The organism is Micromonospora sp. CNZ309, assembly GCF_002846525.1.
Genome location: NZ_PJNG01000001.1, coordinates 2,300,825 through 2,321,188, shown reverse-complemented (window position 1 = coordinate 2,321,188; position 20,364 = coordinate 2,300,825). Strand labels below are relative to the sequence as shown.

Annotated in this window: 15 protein-coding genes (1 of these 15 running past the window's edge); 12 read left to right on the top strand and 3 right to left on the bottom strand. The window is 75.2% G+C overall.

The genetic code is table 11. The features are described from left to right. Nucleotides 1-76 precede the first annotated feature (76 nt). Complete coding sequence (locus tag CLT72_RS09330; protein WP_101410862.1) at nucleotides 77-316, bottom strand: hypothetical protein; 240 nt, start codon at nucleotides 314-316, stop codon at nucleotides 77-79. Between the two features lie 84 nt (nucleotides 317-400). Next, entirely contained in the window at nucleotides 401-3,646 is a 3,246-nt protein-coding gene (locus CLT72_RS09325; RefSeq protein ID WP_486484203.1) for a type 2 lanthipeptide synthetase LanM family protein, read from the bottom strand. A gap of 305 nt (nucleotides 3,647-3,951) precedes the next feature. Here CLT72_RS09325 and CLT72_RS09320 point away from each other — a divergent pair, with 305 nt between their 5' ends. Genes CLT72_RS09320 through CLT72_RS09305 form a run of 4 tightly spaced genes read left to right on the top strand, consistent with a single transcriptional unit; the run spans nucleotide 3,952 to nucleotide 7,472 of the window. Beyond that, entirely contained in the window at nucleotides 3,952-5,769 is a 1,818-nt protein-coding gene (locus CLT72_RS09320) for an AfsR/SARP family transcriptional regulator (RefSeq protein WP_101410860.1), read from the top strand. A 58-nt stretch (nucleotides 5,770-5,827) separates the two neighbouring features. Beyond that, entirely contained in the window at nucleotides 5,828-6,184 is a 357-nt protein-coding gene (locus CLT72_RS09315) for an ApeI family dehydratase (protein ID WP_144082221.1), read from the top strand. A 5-nt stretch (nucleotides 6,185-6,189) separates the two neighbouring features. Further along, nucleotides 6,190-6,729: a 3-hydroxyacyl-ACP dehydratase FabZ family protein gene (locus CLT72_RS09310; RefSeq protein ID WP_144082220.1), complete on the top strand. Its 540-nt coding sequence runs from the start codon at nucleotides 6,190-6,192 to the stop codon at nucleotides 6,727-6,729. Further along, nucleotides 6,726-7,472, top strand: a complete 747-nt coding sequence (locus tag CLT72_RS09305; protein WP_101410854.1) for a 3-oxoacyl-ACP reductase family protein — start codon at nucleotides 6,726-6,728, stop codon at nucleotides 7,470-7,472. Before CLT72_RS09310 ends, CLT72_RS09305 begins: the two co-directional genes overlap by 4 nt. Here CLT72_RS09305 and CLT72_RS09300 read toward each other — a convergent pair. Beyond that, nucleotides 7,444-8,277: an SDR family NAD(P)-dependent oxidoreductase gene (locus CLT72_RS09300; RefSeq protein WP_101410852.1), complete on the bottom strand. Its 834-nt coding sequence runs from the start codon at nucleotides 8,275-8,277 to the stop codon at nucleotides 7,444-7,446. The genes CLT72_RS09305 and CLT72_RS09300 overlap by 29 nt on opposite strands. 179 nt (nucleotides 8,278-8,456) lie before the next feature. On the opposite strand from CLT72_RS09300, the gene CLT72_RS09295 reads away from it, so the two are divergent. The 8 genes from CLT72_RS09295 to CLT72_RS09260 form a co-directional block, all read left to right on the top strand. Next, complete coding sequence (locus tag CLT72_RS09295; protein ID WP_101410850.1) at nucleotides 8,457-9,413, top strand: beta-ketoacyl-ACP synthase III; 957 nt, start codon at nucleotides 8,457-8,459, stop codon at nucleotides 9,411-9,413. Between the two features lie 24 nt (nucleotides 9,414-9,437). Continuing rightward, nucleotides 9,438-9,677 carry an acyl carrier protein gene (locus CLT72_RS09290; RefSeq protein ID WP_101410848.1) on the top strand — a complete coding sequence of 80 codons (240 nt, stop codon included), beginning with the start codon at nucleotides 9,438-9,440 and terminating at the stop codon, nucleotides 9,675-9,677. Further along, nucleotides 9,674-11,035, top strand: coding sequence for a condensation domain-containing protein (locus CLT72_RS09285; protein WP_101410846.1), 1,362 nt, complete (start codon nucleotides 9,674-9,676; stop codon nucleotides 11,033-11,035). Before CLT72_RS09290 ends, CLT72_RS09285 begins: the two co-directional genes overlap by 4 nt. Before the next feature lie 98 nt (nucleotides 11,036-11,133). Next, nucleotides 11,134-12,114 (top strand): 2,3-diaminopropionate biosynthesis protein SbnA, encoded by a 981-nt coding sequence (gene sbnA / locus CLT72_RS09280; RefSeq protein ID WP_101410844.1) that lies wholly within the window; start codon nucleotides 11,134-11,136, stop codon nucleotides 12,112-12,114. After that, nucleotides 12,108-13,145: a 2,3-diaminopropionate biosynthesis protein SbnB gene (gene sbnB / locus CLT72_RS09275; RefSeq protein ID WP_101410842.1), complete on the top strand. Its 1,038-nt coding sequence runs from the start codon at nucleotides 12,108-12,110 to the stop codon at nucleotides 13,143-13,145. The genes sbnA and sbnB overlap by 7 nt, the downstream gene beginning before the upstream one ends. Then, on the top strand, nucleotides 13,142-13,348 hold the full coding sequence (locus tag CLT72_RS09270; protein WP_101410840.1) for an MbtH family protein: 207 nt from the start codon (nucleotides 13,142-13,144) through the stop codon (nucleotides 13,346-13,348). Before sbnB ends, CLT72_RS09270 begins: the two co-directional genes overlap by 4 nt. Before the next feature lie 66 nt (nucleotides 13,349-13,414). Continuing rightward, nucleotides 13,415-18,427, top strand: a complete 5,013-nt coding sequence (locus CLT72_RS09265) for a non-ribosomal peptide synthetase (RefSeq protein WP_101410838.1) — start codon at nucleotides 13,415-13,417, stop codon at nucleotides 18,425-18,427. Continuing rightward, on the top strand, nucleotides 18,424-20,364 hold the 5' portion of the coding sequence (locus CLT72_RS09260) for a non-ribosomal peptide synthetase (RefSeq protein WP_101410836.1). It continues 21,417 nt past the right edge of the window; the window shows 1,941 of its 23,358 coding nt (coding positions 1-1,941); it begins with the start codon at nucleotides 18,424-18,426; the stop codon falls past the right edge of the window. Before CLT72_RS09265 ends, CLT72_RS09260 begins: the two co-directional genes overlap by 4 nt.

Sequence of the window (20,364 nt, the reverse complement as noted above, 5' to 3'; positions counted from 1 at the left end):
CACGCTATCCGAGGAGGCAGGCCACGGCCCAACGCGGTGCCGACGACGCCGGCCCCCCCGGGCGGCTATCCGATCGTCACAGCGGGCGCTCGGGGCAGCAGGTCGTCAGGGGCGCGGCGTCCGCAGCCGCGGCGCCGCCGTCACCGACGAGACCGCCGATCACCATGCCCACGGGTACGACCAGGCTGGCGAGGGCCGCCGCGCGGATGCCGAACGTCACGACGGGCTGCAACCACATCGTTCCGGCCGGGTCGTCGATCGGCGCCGCGGGGTCGATCTCGTCGGCACGGTACGAGGGGAGCTGGTTCTCGGACAACTGTCATTCCTCCTGTGGTGCTTCGTAGGGTGCTTCCGGAGCTTGCCGCTCCACTCGAGATCGTCGTCGCTCGCCGGGCGGTCCTCAACCCGAGGAACACGGTTCAGGGGTCGGTTCCAGCAGCAGCACCGACGGCACCGGCCCGACCCCGCGAAGCCGCAGCAGCCCGTACCCGATGCCGGCGAGGCCGTCGACCAGACCGGGGGTGGGCACGTTGCCCGGCGTACCGCAGCGAGCCCCGTGGCGGTCGACGGCGGCGAGGATCCGACCGGCGAGTCGGCGCGTCGCGGACCCCTCGCCGTCGAGGACGCTTGTGGCCTCGGCGACGCCCAGCTCGCCGTGGCAGAGGCTGAGGTCGTCGAGCAGCGGCCGGTCGGTGAGCAGGCACAACGCGTCGGCGTCGAGCGGGCCCGTGTCGGGGGCGAGGGCGTGGTGGGCGAGGGCCAGGCCGGCCGCCCCACGACACCAGCCGTACCCCGCCGGACCGCCTTCACCAGGGGTGCCGGCCCCCCGCAGCGCGCGCCGGCCGGCCCGCGCGTACCGGGCGCCGCCGGTGCGGGCGTAGCGGCCCAGCGCCCAGCCGATGCCGGCCAGTCCGCCGGCGAAGCCGGCCTCCGCCGGCAGCTCGTCGCGCTCGACCGCGTCGACGAGCCGGTCGGCCCAGTCGCGGGCGAGCGACGCCGCCGGCGCGTGGTCCAGCTCGGCGTGCACCGCGTGCATGGCGGCGAGGCAGCCCGCGCCACCGTCGGCCCAGGCGAGGGCGGAGGATCCCGCGCTGGCGGCGGCGGCCAGGTCCACCGCCGCGCGGGCCTGCCCGGCGAGCCCGGGGTCGGCCAGCAGGGTGGACAGCCGGGCGAGCCCGTACGCGATGCCGCCGAGGCCGTACAGCCCGCCGGGGCCGATGGCGGCCACCAGGTCCGGGCGCGCGCCGAGCAGGCGGAACAGCCCCGGCACCCCGGCGACGGCCCGGCGGGCCAGCTCGGCGTAGCGGGCGGTGCCGGTCGCCTCGGCGAGCTGGCCGAGGAAGAGCGCGACCCCGAGGTGGCCGTTGGCGAGCCCGGCCCCCATCGGCAGGACGAGCCACTGCCGGTCGTCGACCAGCTCCAGGCCGAGCCAGTTGACCCGGCCGGCGCCGGTGACGCCGCGGGCCTGGATCTCGTCGGCCAGCGCGCACGCGGCGGCGAGCAGGCGCTCCGGCGAGGCGGCGGCGTCCGCGACCGGCCGGGACGTCGGCGTGCCGGCGTGCCGGCCCCCGGCGGGGCGACGGGTCGCCAGCGTCGCCGCGACGATCCACTCCTGCTGCCGCCGGTCGGCCTCGCCCAGCGCGGCGATCTTGTCCAACGCGATGTCGAGCCCGCGGCGGGCCAGCGGTACGGGCAGCGGCTCGCCGCTCCCGGCCACCCGGACGGTCCGGCTGCCCGGCGTGCCCTCGAACAGCGGTACGTCGCCCGACCACAGCGCGGCGACCTCGTGCCGTGGGAACTGGGCGAGGAACGGGTGCCCGGCGGCGCTGGACCAGAGGACGCCGAACGCGCGGTCGCGCTCCAGCGCGTCGCCGAGCACGTCCGGGTGCGTGGTCTCGGTGAGCAGACCGTGGTACGCCGAGGTGGGGCGGGCCACCAGCCGCACCGGGACGTCGGCGCAGGAGCTGACCAGCTCGGTGAACTCGCGCCGGTGGGCCCGGATCGTGTCGTACGCCAGCCGGAACCCCGCCCGCAGGGCCGGCTCGTGGGCACCGGGGTCGACCACGGCGTCGCCGACGCGGGGCCGGTTGCGCCCGCCGACGAAGTCGACGGCCCGGCGGGTCAGCCGCATCCGGTCGGTGCCCGGGTCGGCCCAGTCGAGGGCGCTGACGGGGGCGGTCGCGCCGTGGTCGCCGCCGACGCCGGAGAGGTCCATCGCCCCCTGGTCGCCCACGACGATCACCGGTATCAGGCCGGTGCGGTGCACCGAGGCGGCCAGCAGGTCGGCGGCCGGGTCGCCGGTGCCCGCCGCCTCGCCCAGCGCGGGGTGGAAGAGCGTCTCGGTGTCCACCACGACCGGGGTGTCACCGGCGGCGATCAGGTTCTCGTAGTGCATGTCCGTGGCGTGCAGGGCGTGCAGCAGCGCGACCAGGGCGCCCTGCCGGCGGTAGAAGTCGTCCGCCTGCTCGGGGCGGCCCAGTGCCGTCGCGTCGACGTACGCCGACCAGCCGTAGCCGGGGCGGGTCAGGGCGGCCACCCCGCGCAGCCCGAGCCCCGGCGCCCGCCGCTCCAGCCAGTCGACGAATGCGGTGAAGCGGACCTGGGAGGCCAGCTCGCGCGGCTTGTAGACGACACGCCGGCCGTCGGCGAAGCACAGCACGGTGGTCGTCCGGCCGCCGGTGTGCGCGTCGCCCAGGTTGCTGCGGAACGCGACCAGCGGGCCGGGGTCGGCGCCGCCGAGCAGGGCCGCCACCACCTCGTCGCGGTCGGCGAGGAAGCGGGTCAGCAGTTCCAGCCCGGCCCGGGCGGCCGCGGTGGCGGCCTGCGCCAGCAGGCGGGCGAGCACCGGACGGCGCTCGACCAGCTCGGCCAGCCCGGCGGGGGCGCGGAGCTGCGCCACGAAGTCGGCGAAGCGGGCCCGGCCGTCGGCGCCGGCGAGCAGGCCGGCCGCGCGGCGCCGGTGCAGCTCCGAGACCAGCGTGCGGGCCGCGACGGCGAGCAGGCGGTCTTCCAGCGCGGTGGCGAACCGGTCGGTGAGGGGGGTCAGGTCGACCGTCTGCCGCGTCGCGATCCGGCCGGCGCCGGCGCGGAACCGGTCGGCGGCGACGTCGACGAACGGTCGCAGGGGCGCGGCGAGGGCGGCCCGCCAGTCCGCCGGGTCGGCCTGCGGCCGGGGCGCCGCCGGGGCGGCCAACGCCGCCTCGACGGTCTGCGCCCACGGCGGGCGGGTCGTCCTGGCGGCGAGCGCGGCCGGGGCCTCGGCCAGCAGCCCGCGCAGCCCCGGCTCGTCCAGGCCCACCTCGGCCAGCCGGGCCGCGAGGCCCGGCCCGTGCCCGGCCCGCCACCGGGCCAGCCTCCGCTCGACGTCCGGGCCGCTGGCATCATCGGCGGCGGTCGGGCCGCCCGCGCCGGTCGTGGCGTGTGCGCCGTCGGGCCCGCCGGTCGTGGCGTGTGCGCCGTCGCTGCCGGGCCCGCCGGTCGGACCGTCCGCGTCCGTCGGTGCGTCGGCGGGCGGCCGGCCCGGTGCGCCGACGGCCCGGCCGGGCACGCGTTCGTGCAGCGCGAGCCCCGGCGCCCACCAGTGCGGAGCCAGCCGTACGCCGGAAGAGGCGTGCTCGGTGGCGCCGGCCGGGGGAGTCGAGGTCACCGTTGCACGGTGCCAGAGCGGGGCGCGGAGTTCATGCGTGGAAACTACCCACATTCATGCTCCGGTGCTGGCCGCGACGGTGGGTGCGAACCCGCCGGGGCCCGGGACGGCCGGGCGGACCGTGCCGGCCGGTGAGCCCCACCCCGGGCGCGACAGCCCCATCCTAGTCACGATCAGTGATCTTTTGGACGGTCAGCGTGACATCGGCGGGAAATTGGGTGCCGCCCACGCATGTGGACGCTGCCGGTGCCGATGAGTCTTCGGACGACTGTCTACCCGGGGCGGCGCGATGAACGGAGCCAGGGATGGAGTTTCGGGTACTGGGGCCGGTGGGGGCCTGGCGGGGTGACGCCGAAGTGGCGCTGGACGGCGCGAAGCAGCGGACCGTGCTCGCGGCGCTGCTGCTCGCCGAGGGGCGTACGGTGCCGGACACCCGGCTGTGCGAGCTGCTCTGGGGGGAGCGTCCGCCCGCCACCTTCGCCGCCCAGCTCTACAACTACGTCTCGCGGCTGCGCAAGTACCTCGGCGCCGAGGTGGACATCGTCCGGCAGTGGTCGGGGTACCAGCTCCGCATCGGCGCCGCCCAGCTCGACCTCGACGAGTTCGAGCGCCTCGCCGAGACCGGGCGCGAGGCCCTGCGCGACGGCCGGTACGCCGAGGCCGCCGAGCGGCTGCACGCCGCCCTGTCGCTGTGGCGCGGCCCCGCGCTGTCCAACGTGACCGAGCAGCTCGCGGCGGCAGAGACGCACCGGATGGCGGAGCTGCGGATGGCGGTCCTGGAGAGCCGGATCGAGGCCGACCTGCGGTTGGGCCGGCACGTGCGGCTGGTACCCGAGATCACCCAGCTCGTCGCCGAGCACCCGCTGCACGAGGGGCTGCGGGGCCACCTGATGACCGCGCTGCTGCACTGCGACCGGCAGGCCGACGCGCTGGCCGTCTACCACGAGGGCCGCCGGGTGCTGGCCGACGAGCTGGGCGTGGACCCGGGGCCGCTGCTCGCCGAGGCGTACCGGTCGATCCTCGCCGGCCCCCCGGCCCCGGCGGTCGTCGCGGAGCCGAGCTGGCACGGCGTACGGCCCGCGATGCTGCCGCCCGGCGTCGGTGACTTCGCCGGCCGGGAGGAGGAGCTGAGCGGGCTGCTGCGGGTGCTGACGGCCGAGCCGGCGGCCCGCCCGCCGGTCGCCGTGGTCACCGGGATGGCGGGCGTCGGCAAGAGCACGCTGGCCCTGCACGCGGCCCATCTCACCCGTGGCGCCTTCCCCGACGGCCAGCTCTACGCCGACCTCGGCCGCGCGAGCGGCAACGCCGTCGAGCCGTACGACGTGCTCGGCTGGTTCCTGCGCAGCCTCGGCCACGCCGAGGCGGCGATCCCGAAGGGCCTCGACGAGCGGGTCCGGCTCTACCGCAGCCAGCTCGCCGGCCGGCGGCTGCTGGTTATGCTCGACGGCACGGCGGACTACGCGCAGGTCTGCCCGCTGCTGCCCGGCGACCCCGGCTGCCAGGTCATCGTCACCAGCCGGCTGCGGATGCCCGAGCTGGCCGGCGCCACGTCGATCGAGGTCGGCACCCTGGACCGGCGGCAGGCGCTCGCGCTGCTCGGGCGGATCATCGGGGCGCAGCGGATCGCCGAGGAGGCCGACGCGGCCGAGCGGATCGTCGAGCTGTGCGGTCGGCTCTCGCTCGGCGTCCGGGTCGCCGGATCGCGCCTGCTGGCGCGCCCGCACTGGTCGCTCGGGTACCTGGCGGACCGGCTCGCCGACGAGCGGTACCGGCTGGACGAGCTCCGGCTGGGCTCGATGGACGTCCGGGAACGGCTGGACAGCAGCTACCACCAGCTCGCCGACCTGGGCCAGCTCGCCCTGCGCCGGCTGGCGCTGCTGCGCACGCCGGCCTTCCCCAGCTGGTGCACGGCGGAGGTGCTGGGGGTGTCCCGGCACGCCGGCGAGGAGGTGGGGGAGCACCTGGTCGACGCCCGGCTGCTGGAGATCGTCGAGTCCGACGGCGGCCGACGGCAGCGGTTCCGCTTCCACGACCTCGTGCGCGTCTTCGCCCGGGAGAAGGCCGACCAGGCCGACCGGGTGCTGGTGGCCGGCGCCGGGGCGCTGAGCGCGGTGGGAAGCTGAGCCGGCGGCGGTGTAGAGAAGATATAGCCGGCGGCCGCACGGTCACGGGGTGAAAAGCGTGACAACGAGGGACTGCGCAACGGCCGTCCCCGTCGACGTGGAGCGCGTCGCCCCCGACACGATCGTGGCCCGGGTCCGCCCCGACCTCGACGATCCGGTCTTCGCCGGCCACTACCCGGGCTTCCCGCTGCTGCCCGGGGTGCACATCTTCGAGTTCGTCCACCGGGCGGTGCGCGCCGTGGCCCCCGAGCTGGTGCTGACCGAGATCGTCAGCTGCCGTTTCCTGCTGCCCTTCCGTGGCGACGACGAACTCGTCGTCACGATCCACCGCGACGGCGAACTGTGGCGGGGCGAGGTCGCCGTCGCCGCCGTGCCCGTCGCCGAGGTGCTGCTGCGCTACGCGAGCGAGGAGTGACCGCCATGATGGGGATCGAGGAGATCAAACGGATCGTCCCGCACCGGCCACCGATGCTGCTGGTCGACCGGGTCACCGAGCTGGTGCCCCGGCGACGGCTGGTGGGCTCGCTCACCGTCACCGGCGACCGTCCGCTGCCGATGTCGCTGCTGCTGGAGTCGTGGGGGCAGGCGGCGCTGGTGCTGATCCGCCACGACCGGCCCATGCCGGACGTGCTGACCGACGGCGTGCCGGTGGCCGGCGTCTTCGAACACATCCGCTTCGGCCGGCCGGTGCTGCCCGGTGAGACGGTGCAGCACCGGGTCACCATGACCCGGCTGGTCGCCGACACCGCCTTCGTCACCGGCGACAGCGTGGTCGGCGACACCGTGGTGCTGCGGGTCGGCCGGCTGGTCGGGGCGATGCGCTCGGTCGACTCGCTGCGGGCGTCCCTGGCGGCGACCCGGGACGCGCGGCCGGCGGCGCCGGACGACCCGCAGGCCGGCCCCGATCCGCGGGCGGCCACGGGCGTCCCGACGGCGGCGGGCACCGGGGTGGCCCGGTGAGTGCCGGCGGGCGGCCCGTCGCCCTGGTCACCGGCGGCTCGCGGGGCATCGGCCGGGCCGTGGTGCACCAGCTCGTCCGCGACGGCTACGACGTCGCCATGTGCTACCAGTCCAGCAAGGACGCCGCCGACGAGGTCGTCGCCGAGGCGACCCGCGACGGCGGGCGCGTGCTGGCGATGATGGTCGACGTCGCGGACGCCGCGGCGGTCCGGGACTTCGTGTCGACCACGGAGCGGGAGCTGGGCGAGGCCGACGCGGTGGTCAGCGTCGCCGGCATCATCCGCGACCGGCCGCTGGCCCTGATGGCCGACGCCGACTGGCGCGCGGTCATGGAGGTGAACCTGGACGGCACGTACCACCTCTGCCGCGCCGTGGTCCGCCGGATGATGCGCCGGCGCGCCGGGTCGATCGTCACGGTCTCCTCGGTGTCGGGGGTGGCCGGCAACGCGATGCAGACCAACTACTCCGCGTCCAAGGCCGGGGTCATCGGGTTCACGAAGGCGCTGGCCAAGGAGGTCGGCCGGTACAACATCCGGGCCAACGTGGTCGCGCCGGGCTACATCGACACCGACATGATCGCCGCGCTCTCCGGCGAACTGGAGACCGTCGCCCGGGACCGGGTGGCCCTGGGCCGGCTCGGACGCAGCGAGGAGATCGCCGAGGTGGTCTCGTTCCTGCTCTCCTCGCGCGCGTCGTACCTGACCGGCCAGGTGATCACCGTGGACGGCGGCCTCGCGATGTGACCGGCCGCCGGCCGTCGCGGGTGATCCTCGGGTACCAGGGGCCGAGCAGCCGGGTCAGGATGTCGGTGCGGTAGGCGTCCGCTCCGATCAGGATCCTGGCCCGGTCGCGGGCCACCCCGCGCAGGATGGCGCGGGCGGCGTACTCCGCCGTGACCGCCACCGAGCGCTCGAAGTGCTCCCGGACAGCCTGGTAGTCGCGCAGCCCGTCGTTGCGGGCGTTGCGCATGATGTTCGTCCTGATCCGGCCCGGATACACGCAGCTGACCCCGACCGGCACCCCGTCGGCCCGCAGTTCCCGCGCCACCGCCTCCGTGAAGCCCCGGACGGCGAACTTGGCGGCGTTGTACCCGCTCTGCATCGGCTCGCCGGCCAGGCCCAGCACGCTGGAGACGTTGACCAGGCGGCCACGCGAGGCGGCCAGCAGCGGCAGGAACGCCCGGGTGCCGTGCACGACCCCCCAGAAGTCGACGTCCATCACCCACTCGAGGTCCTCCCAGGCCCCGTCGGTGACCGATGCGAGCAGGGTCACCCCGGCGTTGTTGACGACCAGGTCGGCGCGGCCGAAGTCGGCCTCGACCCGCTCGGCGTGCGCCAGCACCGCGGCCCGGTCCGTCACGTCCAGCCGGTAACCCCGCACCTGGCCCCCGGTGCCCGCGCAGCGGCGTACGGTCTCCCGCAGCCCCTCGTCGTCCACGTCGGAGACGGCGAGCCGGGCGCCCCGGGCGGCCAGCTCGACGGAGAGCGCGCGCCCGATGCCGGAGCCGGCGCCGGTGACCACGGCCACCCTGTCAGTGAAGTCTCGCATCCTGGACCTTCCCGATCCGGTCTTCGGGCCTCGGCGGTCCGCGCCCGACGCAGGATTCCTCCGCCGGCTATGACATTCCTATGCCGCGTCGATATGTAGAGAAGCTATGAGGCGGCTGCCCGACCTTTCTCCCGGCAGTCCTCGACGCGGCTGCCGGCCGGGTTGACGAAGGGAGAACGATGTCGGGCATCTTCGGTTCGGCGATCACCGGGCTCGGTGCCTATCGGCCCACCCGCGTGGTCACCAACCCGGACATCGCACTGCGTACGGACGTGACCACGGAGTGGATCGAGGAGCGCACCGGGATCAAGACCCGGCACAGCGCCGGCCCGGGCGAGACCGTGCCGATGATGTCGGCCGAGGCCGGCGCGAAGGCGCTGGCGATGGCGAACGTCGACCCCTCCGAGGTCGACCTGCTCATCCTGGCGACCGCCACCAAGCGGGACCGGATCCCGGGCGGTGCGCCGGAGGTCGCACACCGCATCGGCATCCCGGCCACCGGCGCGTTCGACCTGAACGCCGCCTGCGCGGGCTTCGCGTACTCGGTGTCGGTCGCGTCCAACGCGGTGCGCCTCGGCGAGGCGCGCAACGTGCTGGTCGTCGGCGCCGAGCACCTCACCGAGTTCATCGACCCCGAGGACCCGGCGACGTACGTCATCTTCGGCGACGGCGCGGGCGCCGCGGTGATCTCCCGCTCCGGGACCGAGGGCATCGGCCCCGTGGTGTGGGGCAGCGACGGCCGCCGGGCCCCGATCCTCGGCACGAAGTGGGCCAAGGACGGCAAGGAGTACGCCTCGATGAACGGGCCGCTGGTCTACCGGTGGTCCACCAAGAACATCCCCCCGGTCGCGCGGGAGGCCTGCGCCCGCGCCGGGATCGACCTGTCGGAGATCGACTGGTTCGTGCCGCACCAGGCGAACCTGCGGATCATCGAGCAGCTCGCCGAGATCCTGGAGATCCCGGAGGAGAAGGTCGCCCGGGACGTCATCGACACCGGGAACACCTCGGCGGCCTCGGTGCCGCTCGCCCTGAGCCGGCTGCACGAGAGCGGCCGGACCAAGCCCGGCGACAAGGCGCTGCTGCTCGGCTTCGGCGCCGGCCTCGCCTACGCCGGCCAGATCGTCCGGATGCCCTGAACACCCTCCCGAAAGGACACTGACATGACCGTTGACCAGGTGGCCGCCGACGTCGAGCAGCTGACCCGCAAGCTGATGACCGAGGAGCCGGACCGGCCGATCTCCGCCGACGACACCTTCGTGGACCTGGGCCTCGACTCGCTCAAGCTGGTCGACCTGCTCGGCGCCGCCGAGGTGCACTTCGACATCGAGGTGCCGGACGAGGAGGTCGGCAACTTCGTCCGCGTCCGGGACCTGACCGACTTCGTGCTCGGCGCCAAGTGAACGCCGGCGACGGGGACGCCCGGGAGCTGTCCGTCGGTCAGGCCGCGCAGTGGGCGCTGTACCGACTCGCGCCCGAGAGCTCGACCAGCAACGTGGTGACGGCCGTGCTCGCCGAGCCGGCCTTCGACACCGACGTGCTGCGGGCCGCCCTCGTCGCCGTGCAGGAACGGCACGACCTGCTCCGGTCCCGGTTCACCGAGACCGGCGCGGGGCCGGTGCGGCTGGTGGCGCCCCGTGGTTCGGGCGCGGTCGAGGTCCGCGACGTCGGCGACGTGGACGACGCGACGCTGCGTACGCTGATCCACGCCGTCGGCGAGCGGCCGCTGCGGCTCGAACAGGACGGCCCCCTGCGGGCGGTGCTGCTGCGGCGGGGCACGGACTGCGCGCTGGTGCTGGTCATCCACCACATCGCCACCGACGGGCTCTCCCAGTACCTGATCTGGCGGGACCTGGGCGACGCGTACCGGGCGCTGCGGGGCGGGGGCACGGTCGACTGGCCGACGTACCCCCGCTACGACGAGTTCGTCGCGCGGGAGCAGGCCATGCTGGCCGGCCCCCGCCGCGCCGAACTGGCGGAGCACTGGGCCCGCACCTGCGCCGGGGCCACCGCCGCCACCCTGCCCACCGACCGGCCCCGCTCCGCCACCCGCTCGTACCGGGGCGCGGCCGTGGCCCGGACGCTGCCGGAGGACGTCGCCCGGCAGGTACGCGCCACGGCCGCCGCCCTGGCGGTCACCCCGTTCGCCGTCCTGCTCGGCGTCTTCGAGGCGCTGCTGCACCGGTGCACCGGGCAGCGCGAGTTCACGATCGGCTGCCCGGTCTCGGTGCGGCGGGGACGGGCGCTGCGGGAGGTGGTCGGGCTGCTGGTGAACCCGGTCGTGCTGCGCTCGTCGTTCGCCCCGGACACCAGCTTCGCGGCGGCGATCGCCGCCGCGGGACGCCAGCTCTCGGACGGGGTGGCGCGCGCCGCCTACCCGTTCCCGCTGGTCCAGGCGGCCCGCCGGGACCGGGACCCGCTGGTGCGGGTCACCATCACGCTGCTCACCCGCCAGCACGGCGACACCCTGTCCGACACCAGCAACGGCTTCGTCGGGCACCGGGTCCGCCAGGTGGTGGTGCCGTACGACGAGGGGCAGTTCGACCTCGCCGTGACGGTGCACCAGCTGCCCGACCTGGCGCTGCGTACCGAGTTCAACTACGACACGGACCTGCTCGACCGCGCCACCGTCGAGCGGCTCTTCGACCAGTACCTGGCCCTGCTCGGCGCGGCCTGCGCCGATCCGGCCGCGACGGTGGCCGACGCCCGCCTGGCCGGCGACGTCGACGAGCGGATGCTGCTCGAACTCGGCATGAGCTGAGCAACCCGGCCACCCGGCGCCCGTCATCGACGCGGTGCCGCACAGCGCCCGCACGGTGGCTGCGGGCGACCTTCCGTCAGCCCGGAGAGGGGGTTGAAATGGATCAGGGAATTCTCTCCACGGTCGGCAACACGCCCCTGGTGCGCCTGGACCGGTTGTTTCCCGAGTTTCCCGCCCGGGCGTACGCGAAACTCGAACAGTTCAATCCGGGTGGGAGCATCAAGGACCGGGCGGCGCTGAACATGCTGCGCGGGAAGATCGAATCCGGCGAACTGGTGCCGGGACGGTCCGTGGTGGTGGAGTCCAGCTCCGGCAACCTCGCCATCGGCCTGGCCCAGATCTGCGCGTACTTCGGCATCCGCTTCATCTGCGTGGTGGACCCGAAGACCACCCGGCAGAACCTGGCGGTGCTGGCCGCGTACCAGGCCGAGATCGACATGATCGAGCACCCCGACCCGGTGACCGGCGAGTATCTCGCGGTCCGGCGACGCCGGGTGCGCGAGCTGGTGGAGACCGTGCCCGGCGCCTACCGCCCGGACCAGTACACCAACCCGCTCAACGCCGGGGCGCAGCGGCAGACCATGGCCGAGATCATGACCGAGCTGGACGGCCGGGTCGACTACCTGTTCTGCTCCACCGGCACCTGCGGCACCCTGGTCGGCTGCGCCGACTACCTGCGCGAGAACGGCCACCGGACCCGGATCGTCGCCGTCGACGCCGTCGGCAGCGCGATCTTCGGCCACCCGCCCGCGCCCCGGCTGATCCCGGGGCACGGCGCCTCGGTGGTGCCCCCGCTGGCCGCCAACGCCCGCCCGGACGAGGTGCTGCACGTCTCCGACCTCGACTGCGTGGTCGGCTGCCGGCTGCTGGCCGTGCGGGAGGCCATCCTCGCCGGCGGCTCCTCCGGGGCGACGGTGGCCGCGCTGCGGCGCCGGATGGCGGACCTGCCAGCCGGGAGCACCAGCGTCCTGATCTTCCCGGACAACGGCGACCGCTACCTCGACACCATCTACTCCGATCGCTGGGTGACCGAACAGTTCGGCGAGGTCAGCCACCTGTGGAAGGGCGACAAATGCTGATCATCGGCCATGCCGTGGTCCGGGACGTGCTCGACGGCGACGAGGCCCGGGTCATCGACCTCGTCCGGCAGGCGTACCTGCTGCACGAGCAGGGCCGCACGAGCGTGCCGCACTCGGTCTTCCTGCGCTTCCCCGACGACGCCCGCAACCGCATCATCGGGCTGCCCGCGTACCTGGGCGCCGACCCGCCGGCCGCCGGCATGAAGTGGATCTCCTCGTTCCCGGCCAACATCGAGCGCGGCCTGGACCGGGCCAGCGCCGCCATCGTGCTGAACTCGCTGGAGACCGGCCGGCCCGAGGCGGTCATCGAGGGCTCGGTCGTCTCCGCCCGGCGCACCGCGGCCGGCGCGGCCCTCGCCGCGCAGCTGCTGACCGCCGAGCGCCCCCCGGACGGCGTGGCGCTGATCGGCTGCGGGCTGATCAACGAGCAGGTGCTGCGCTTCCTGACCGTGGCGCTGGCGCCGCCGGCCGCCCTGGTGCTGTACGACGCCGACCCGCGCCGGGCCGAGGCGTTCGCCGCCCGCGCGGCGGCCCTGCTGCCGGCCACGGCGATCAGCGTGGCGGCGAGCGCCGAGCGGGCGCTGGCCGCCCACCGGCTGGTCTCGATCGCCACCACCGCCAGCGAACCGCACCTGGAGCTGACGGCCTGCCAGCCGGAGAGCGTCGTGCTGCACCTGTCGCTGCGCGACCTGCGCCCGGCGTCGGTGCTGGCGGCCCGCAACGTCGTCGACGACCCCGACCACGTGTGCCGCGAGCGGACCTCGCTGCACCTCGCCGAGCAGCTCACCGGCGGCCGGGACTTCATCCACACCACCATCGGCCGGCTGGCCGGTGGTGCGGCGCTGCCCACCGCCGACGTGCCCGGGCCGGTGGTGGTCTCGCCGTTCGGGCTGGGCGTGCTGGACATCGCGCTGGCCGAACACGTCCGCCGCGAGGCGGCCCAGCGTGGCCTCGGCGTGCGGATCGACGACTTCACACCTGTACCGGCCGCCGCCGTGGCGACCGCCGAACCCACGAGGGAGACGACATGAGCGACGACGACCGCAGCTACCTGGTGGTGCTCAACGACGAGGAGCAGTACTCGATCTGGTGGAGCGACCGGGCGCTGCCGGCCGGCTGGCGTGCCGAGGGCACCGAGGGCAGCCGCGAGCAGTGCCTCAGCCGGATCAACGAGCTCTGGACCGACATGCGGCCGAAGAGCCTGCGCCTGCGGATGGACGGCGCGTCCGTCTGACGGCCTTCCGGCAGGCGTGACCCCCCGGCCGTCCGCGACCGACCCCCACCCCGGAGGAGCACCCCGATGAGCACCCCCCTGTCCACCCCGCCGGCCGCCGGAGCGGGCACGGCCGATCCCGTCGTCCTGCCGGACCTGATCGCCCGCCAGGCCGCCGCGACGCCCGACGCGACCGCGGTGCTGGCCGGCGACGTACGGGTCGGCTACGCCGAGCTGGACCGGCGCGCCAACCAGCTCGCCCGGCACCTGGTCGGGCTGGGCGTCGGTCCGGAGTCGACGGTCGGCGTGTACCTGCGTCGGGGCGTCGACCTCGTGGTCGCCCTGCTCGGGGTGTGGCGGGCCGGCGGCGCGTACCTGCCGCTGGACCCGGCGCACCCGGTGGACCGGCGGCGGTGGATCGTCGCCGACACCGGGGTGGACGTCGTGCTCACCCAGACCGACCTGCGCGACGACGGGCTGGCCGGGCCGTCGCACGTGGTCTGCCTGGACGCCGACCGGTCCCGGATCGAGGCCGGGCCGGACACCGCGCCCCCGGTACGCATCGACCCCGACAACGCCGCGTACGTCATCTACACCTCCGGCTCGACCGGACGGCCCAAGGGCGTGGTCGTCACCCACGGGGCCATCGGCAACCGGGTGGCCTGGACGGTCCGGCAGCACGGCCTGTCGCCGGCGGACCGGGTGTTGCAGAAGACGGCCGTGAGCTTCGACGCGGCCGGCTGGGAGTTCTTCGCCCCGCTGATCTGCGGGGCGACCGTGGCGCTCGCCCCGGACGGCGCCGAACGCGATCCGGCCGCCCTGGTGGCGGCGGTCATCCGGACCTCGGCGACCGTACTCCAGGGCGTCCCGTCGGTGCTGCACCTGGTGACGGAGGAGCCCGACTGGCCGAGGTGCACCTCGCTGCGGCTGGTCTTCTCCGCCGGTGAGCCGCTGCACGCCGAGCTGTGCCAGCGGCTGGCGGCGGTGCCCGGGGTACGGGTCTGGAACACCTACGGCCCGACCGAGTGCGCCATCGACGTCACCGCCCAGCAGGTCGACCTGGCCCAGCGCACCGGCCCGGTGCCGATCGGCCGGCCGCTGGACAACCTCCGCCTCCAGGTGCTGGACGCCAACCGGCGGCCGGTGCCGATCGGCGTGGTCGGCGACCTGTACGTGGGCGGGGCCGGGCTCGGCCGCGGCTACCTCGGCCGCCCCGACCTGACCGCCGAGCGGTTCGTCCCGGACGAGTACGGGCCGCCCGGCGCGCGGCTCTACCGCACCGGCGACCAGGTCCGCTGGCGCTCGGACCGGAGCCTGGAGTTCGTCGGCCGCGCCGACGACCAACTGAAGATCAATGGCGTACGCATCGAGCCGGGCGAGGTGGAGGCCGCGCTGGCCGCCCACCCCGACGTCCGGCGGGCGGTGGTCGTCGGCTTCGCCGAAACCGGCGGCAGCCCCCGGCTGGCCGCGTACGTCGCGAGCCGACGACCGCTGACCGCCGCGCAGCTGCGCTCCTTCCTGGCCGACCGGCTGCCCGACCCCCTGGTGCCGGCCGTGTTCGTGCCGGTGGCGGAGTTCCCGCTGACCACCGGCGGCAAGGTGGACCGGGCGGCGCTGCCGCCGATCGAGACCGCCGACCGGACGGCCTACCTGGCCCCGCGCACCGACGCCGAGCGACTGGTCGCCCGGCTCTGGCAGGAGCTGCTCGGCGTCGACCGCGTCGGCGTGCACGACGACCTCTTCCAGCTCGGCGGTTCGTCGCTGGTGACCGTCCGCCTCGCCAGCCGGCTCGCCGCCGAGTCGGGCGTACGGATCGGGCTGCGGGACCTGCTCGCGGCGAGCACCGTCGAGGCGCAGGCCGCCCTGCTGACCGACGACGCACCCGCGACGTCGGCGGTGCTCCCGGTGCCCCGCACCGGCGCGCTGCCGCTCTCCCCGGCCCAGCGGCGACTGTGGCTGCTGGACCAGCTGCACCCGGGCAGCCCCGAGTGGGTGGTGCCGCTCTACCTGCGCCTGCCCGGCTCGCTGGCGCCCGGCGCCGTACGGGCGGCGCTGACCGCGCTCGAGGCGCGGCACGAGGCGCTGCGCACCCGCTACCTGACCCGCGACGGTGAGCCGTACCAGCGCGTCGACGCGCCCGGCCCCGTCGACCTCACGGTCGTCGACGCGGCCGAGGCCCCGCTCGTCGACCTGGTCGACGCGCAACTGCGCGAGGGCTTCGACCTGCGTACCGGGCCGCTGTGGCGGGCCACCCTGGTCACCTCGGCCGGAGCGGACCACCTGCTGCTCGTGGCGCTGCACCACATCGCCTCCGACGCGAGCACCGCCGCCGTCCTGGAGCGCGACCTGCGGGAACTCTGCGCGGCCGGGGCCGCCGGCCGGGAGCCCGACCTGCCGGAACTGACGGTGCACTACGTCGACTACGCGACCTGGCAGCACCGGTACCTCACCGACGAACTGGTCGAACGGGAACTCGGCTTCTGGCGCGAGCACCTGACCGGGGTGCCCGAGCTGGCCCTCCCGCTGGACCGGCCCCGGCCCCCGGAGCGCGACCCGAGCGGGGCGCACGTCGAGTTCGAGGTGCCGGCGGACCTCGCGCAGAAGCTGACCACGCTGGGCCGGCGCTGCTCGGCCACCCCGTTCATGACCATGCTGACGGGCTTCGCCACGCTGCTGGCCCGCTACAGCGGGCAGTGGGACGTCGCCGTCGGCGCGCCCACCTCCGGCCGGCGGCCCCCCGAGGCGGAACAGATCGCCGGGGTGTTCCTCAACCCCGTGGTGGTGCGCTGCACCCTCGACCCGTCCGCGCCGTTCGAGGCGGCCCTGCGGGCCGTCCGGTCGCGCACCCTGGCCGCCCTCGCCCACCAGGACCTGCCCTTCGAGCGGGTCGTCGACGACCTCGTCGACGTGCGCGACCTCTCCCGTACGCCGCTCTACCAGGTGATGCTCAACGCCCAGGAGGGCGGCATCACCGGCCAGTCGACCGACGACGAGGCGCTGCTGGACGCCCTGCGCCGGGCCGCCCGCGTCGCCAAGACCGACCTCACCATGCACGTCTGGCCCCGCCCTGACGGCACCCTGGCCGGCAGCCTGGAGTACGCCACCGCCCTGTTCGACGAGCCCACCGTCCGGCGGATGGCCGAGCACTTCGTCCGGCTGCTCGCCGCGGCCGTGGCCGAGCCGAGGACCCCGCTCGACGACCTCGACCTGCTCTCGCCGGGCGAACGCCACCTGCTCCTGCACGAGGTGCACGGGCCGACCGTGCCCCGCCGCACCGAGACCGTCTGCGACCTCTTCGAGGCCCAGCGCCGCCGGACGCCCGACGCGGTGGCGCTGCGGCACGGCGACCTCACCACCACCTACGCGGCGCTGGACGACCGGGCCAACCAGTTCGCCCACCACCTGCGGCACGCGGGCGTCGCCCGGGGCGCGGTGGTGGCCGTCCTGCTCGACCGGGGCGTCGACCTGGTCGCGGCGATCCTCGGCACCTGGAAGGCGGGGGCGGCCGTGCTGCCGCTCGACCCGTCGTACCCCGCCGGGCGGATCACGCACATGCTCGCCACCGCCGGCGTGAAGCTGGGCGTCACCCAGGCGGCGTACGCGTCCCGGTTCGCCGTGCCGACCCTGCACGTGGACACCCACCGGCTGATGGTCTGCGCCGGCCCCACCGACCGGCCGGAGCGCGACACCGACCCGGAGGAGACGGCGTACGTGCTGTTCACCTCCGGCTCGACCGGCCGCCCGAAGGGCGTGCTGCTGCCGCACCGGGCGGTCACCAACTTCCTCGCCTGCGCCGTCGAGACCGAGGCCCTCGGCGACCGGGGTGCCCGCGCGGGGCGGGGCGACGGCGCGCCGCTGTTCACCACCATCGCCTTCGACCTGTCCATCCCCAACCTGTTCAGCCCGCTGGTCTCGGGGCAGTCGGTGACCCTGCTGCCCGCCGCCCTCGACATCGCCGAGCTGGGCGGACTGCTCGTCAAGGCCGGCCCGTTCGACCGCTTCATCATGACCCCGCCGCACCTGGAGCTGCTCACCGAGCAGCTCGACGACGAGCAGGCGGGCCAGCTCTCCGGTCTGATCTGGACGGCGGGGGCGGCGCTGCGCGGGGAGATCGCCAACCGGTGGCTGGACCGGCTCGGGCCGGGCGGCCTCACCAACAGCTACGGGCCGACCGAGACCACCGTCATCATGACGGCCCACCCGGTCGAGACACCGCAGCGCACCGACATCGTGCCGATCGGCCGGGCGATGGCGAACACCACCGTCCGGGTGCTCGACGACGCGCTGCGGCTGCTGCCGGTCGGCGTGGTCGGTGAGCTGTACATCGGCGGGCAGTGCCTGGCCACCGGCTACGCCGGGCGGCCCGACCTCACCGCCGAGAGGTTCGTGCCCGACCCGTACGGGCCGCCGGGCAGCCGGCTGTACCGCAGCGGTGACCTGGTCCGGATGCGCCCCGACGGGGTGATGGACTTCGTCGGCCGCGTCGACGACCAGGTCAAGGTGCGCGGCTACCGCATCGAGCTCGGCGAGATCCGCGCGGTCGTCGAGGAACACCCCGGGGTGGACCGGTGCGTGGTCATCGTCCACGAGGACCGCCTGGTCGCCTTCCACCGGGGCGAGGCGCCCGACCTGGCCGCGCACTGCGCCCGGCTGCTGCCCGACTACATGACCCCCAGCCTGCTCGTGCCGGTCGCCGAGATCCCCCTCAACACCAACGGCAAGGTCGACCGCGCCGCCCTGCTCGACCTGCTCTCCCGGGCCGTGTCGACCGGCGCGGCCGGCGCCGAGGACGCCCTCGTCGCGCCGCGCACGCTCGTCGAGGAACGCCTCTGCGCGATCTGGAGCGACCTGCTGGGCGTGCCCGTCGGCGTACGACACAACTTCTTTGCCATGGGCGGGCACTCCGTGCTCGCGGGCCGGCTGGTCGCCGGCCTCCAGGAGGAGTTCGACCTCGACGTGTCGCTCCGGCTCGTCTTCGAGCACCCGACCGTCGAGGCGATGGCGGGCGCGGTGGAGGACCTCGTCCGGGCCGAGGTGGACGCGCTCTCCGACGCCGACCTGACCGAAGACCTGCGGCAGACCAAGGAGCACCAGGCATGACCTCGACCGCGAACCAGCCGAACCTGCGCGAGTCGCTCGTCCAACGCCGGTTGGCGGGCAGGGCCGCCGGCCGGCGCGCCGGGATCCCGACCGTCGACCGCTCGGGCGACCTGCCGCTCTCCTTCGGCCAGCAGCAGATGTGGTTCCTCAACCGGCTGGACCCCACCAGTCCGGAGTACCTGGTCTCCTCGGCGCTGCGGCTGCGCGGACCGCTGGACGGGGCCGCGCTGGCCCGGGCGTGGGACGCCCTCATCGCCCGGCACGAGATCCTGCGCACCCGGTACGCCATGGCCGACCTGACGCCCGTGCAGGTCGTCGACGAGCCCCGCCCGCAGGAACTGCCGCTGGTCGACCTCTCCGGCGTGGCCGAGGCGGAGCGGGAGGACCGGGCCACCGAGGCGATGACCGAGCTGGCCGCCACCGGCTTCGACCTGGCCACCGAGTGGCCGGTACGGGCGACGCTGCTGCGCCTCGGCCCCACCGAGCACCTGCTGGTGCTGGTGCTGCACCACATCGCCTGCGACGCGCCCTCCACGGCCGTGCTCCTCGGCGACCTGGCCGAGCTGTACGGCGCGTACGTGCGGGGCGAGCAGTCGCCGCTGAAGCCGCCGGCGGTCCAGTTCGCCGACTTCGCGGCGTGGCAGCGCGACCGGCTGCGCGGCGACCTGCTGGAGCGGCACCTGGAGCACTGGCGCGACCGGCTCGCCGGCCTCACCCCGCTGGAGCTGCCCGCCGACCGGCCCCGGCCCCGCGTCCGCGACTGGCGGGGCGCGTCGGTGCCGTTCGCGCTCTCCGCCGACCTCTCCGCCGCGCTGCGCGAGATCGCCCGCGACGCGGAGACCACCCTCTTCGTCACGCTGCTGACCGCCTTCCAGGCGCTGCTGTCGCGCCACACCGGCCGCACCGACATCCCCGTCGGCAGCGTGACGTCCGTGCGTGACCGCGCCGAGCTGCGCAACCTCGTCGGGTACGGCATCGACAACCTCGTCCTGCGCGGCAGCTGGACCGGTGACCCCACCTTCGCCGACCTGCTGCGCGCCAACCGCGCCACCGTGCGGGACGCCTTCGCGCACGCCGACGTGCCCTTCGCGCTGCTGGTCGACGAGCTCGAACCGGAGCGGGACCTCTCCCGCACGCCCCTCTACCAGGTCGCCTTCACCCTCGGCGACGACGCTCCCGGCGGCACCTGGCCGGCCGGCCTCGCCGCCGAGACGCTCTGGCCGCCCACCCGGGTCGCCAAGGTCGACCTGCAACTGCACGTCGTCGAGGGCGCCGACGGCCGGCTGCGCGGGCACCTGGAGTACGCCACCGCGCTGTTCGACCACGCCACGGTGCGGCGGCTGGCCGACCACCTCGGCCGCCTGCTGGAGCACGTCGGCGCCGACCCGCACGCCCGGGTCTCCGCGCTGCGGCTCCTCGACGAGGCCGAACTGGCCGCGGCGACCCCCGCGCCGGCCCGCCCCGCCGCACCGGTGACCGGCACCGTGCACGGCGTCTTCGCCGCCACCGCCGCCGCCCACGCGGGCGCGACCGCCGTCGTGGCCGGCGCGGTGCGCCTGACGTACGCCGAACTGGACGCCACCGCGAACCGGCTGGCGCACCACCTGCGGGCCCTCGGCGCGGGCCCGGAACGGCTGGTCGCGGTCTGCCTGGACCGCGGCGCGGAGCTGGTGCCCGCCCTGCTTGGCGTGCTGAAGTCCGGGGCGGCCTACCTGCCGGTGGAGCCCGGCGTCCCCGCCGACCGGCTCGAGTTCATGCTCGCCGACGCGGGCGCGCGGATCGTGGTGACCACCGGGGCCCACCGGGCGCCGTTCGCCGACTTCGACGGCGCGGTGGTGGTGCTCGACGACCCCGAGCACGCCGGGCGGATCGCCGGGCGACCCGGCACCGACCCGGGCGTCACCGTCGACGCCGAGAACCTGATCTACGTCATCTAC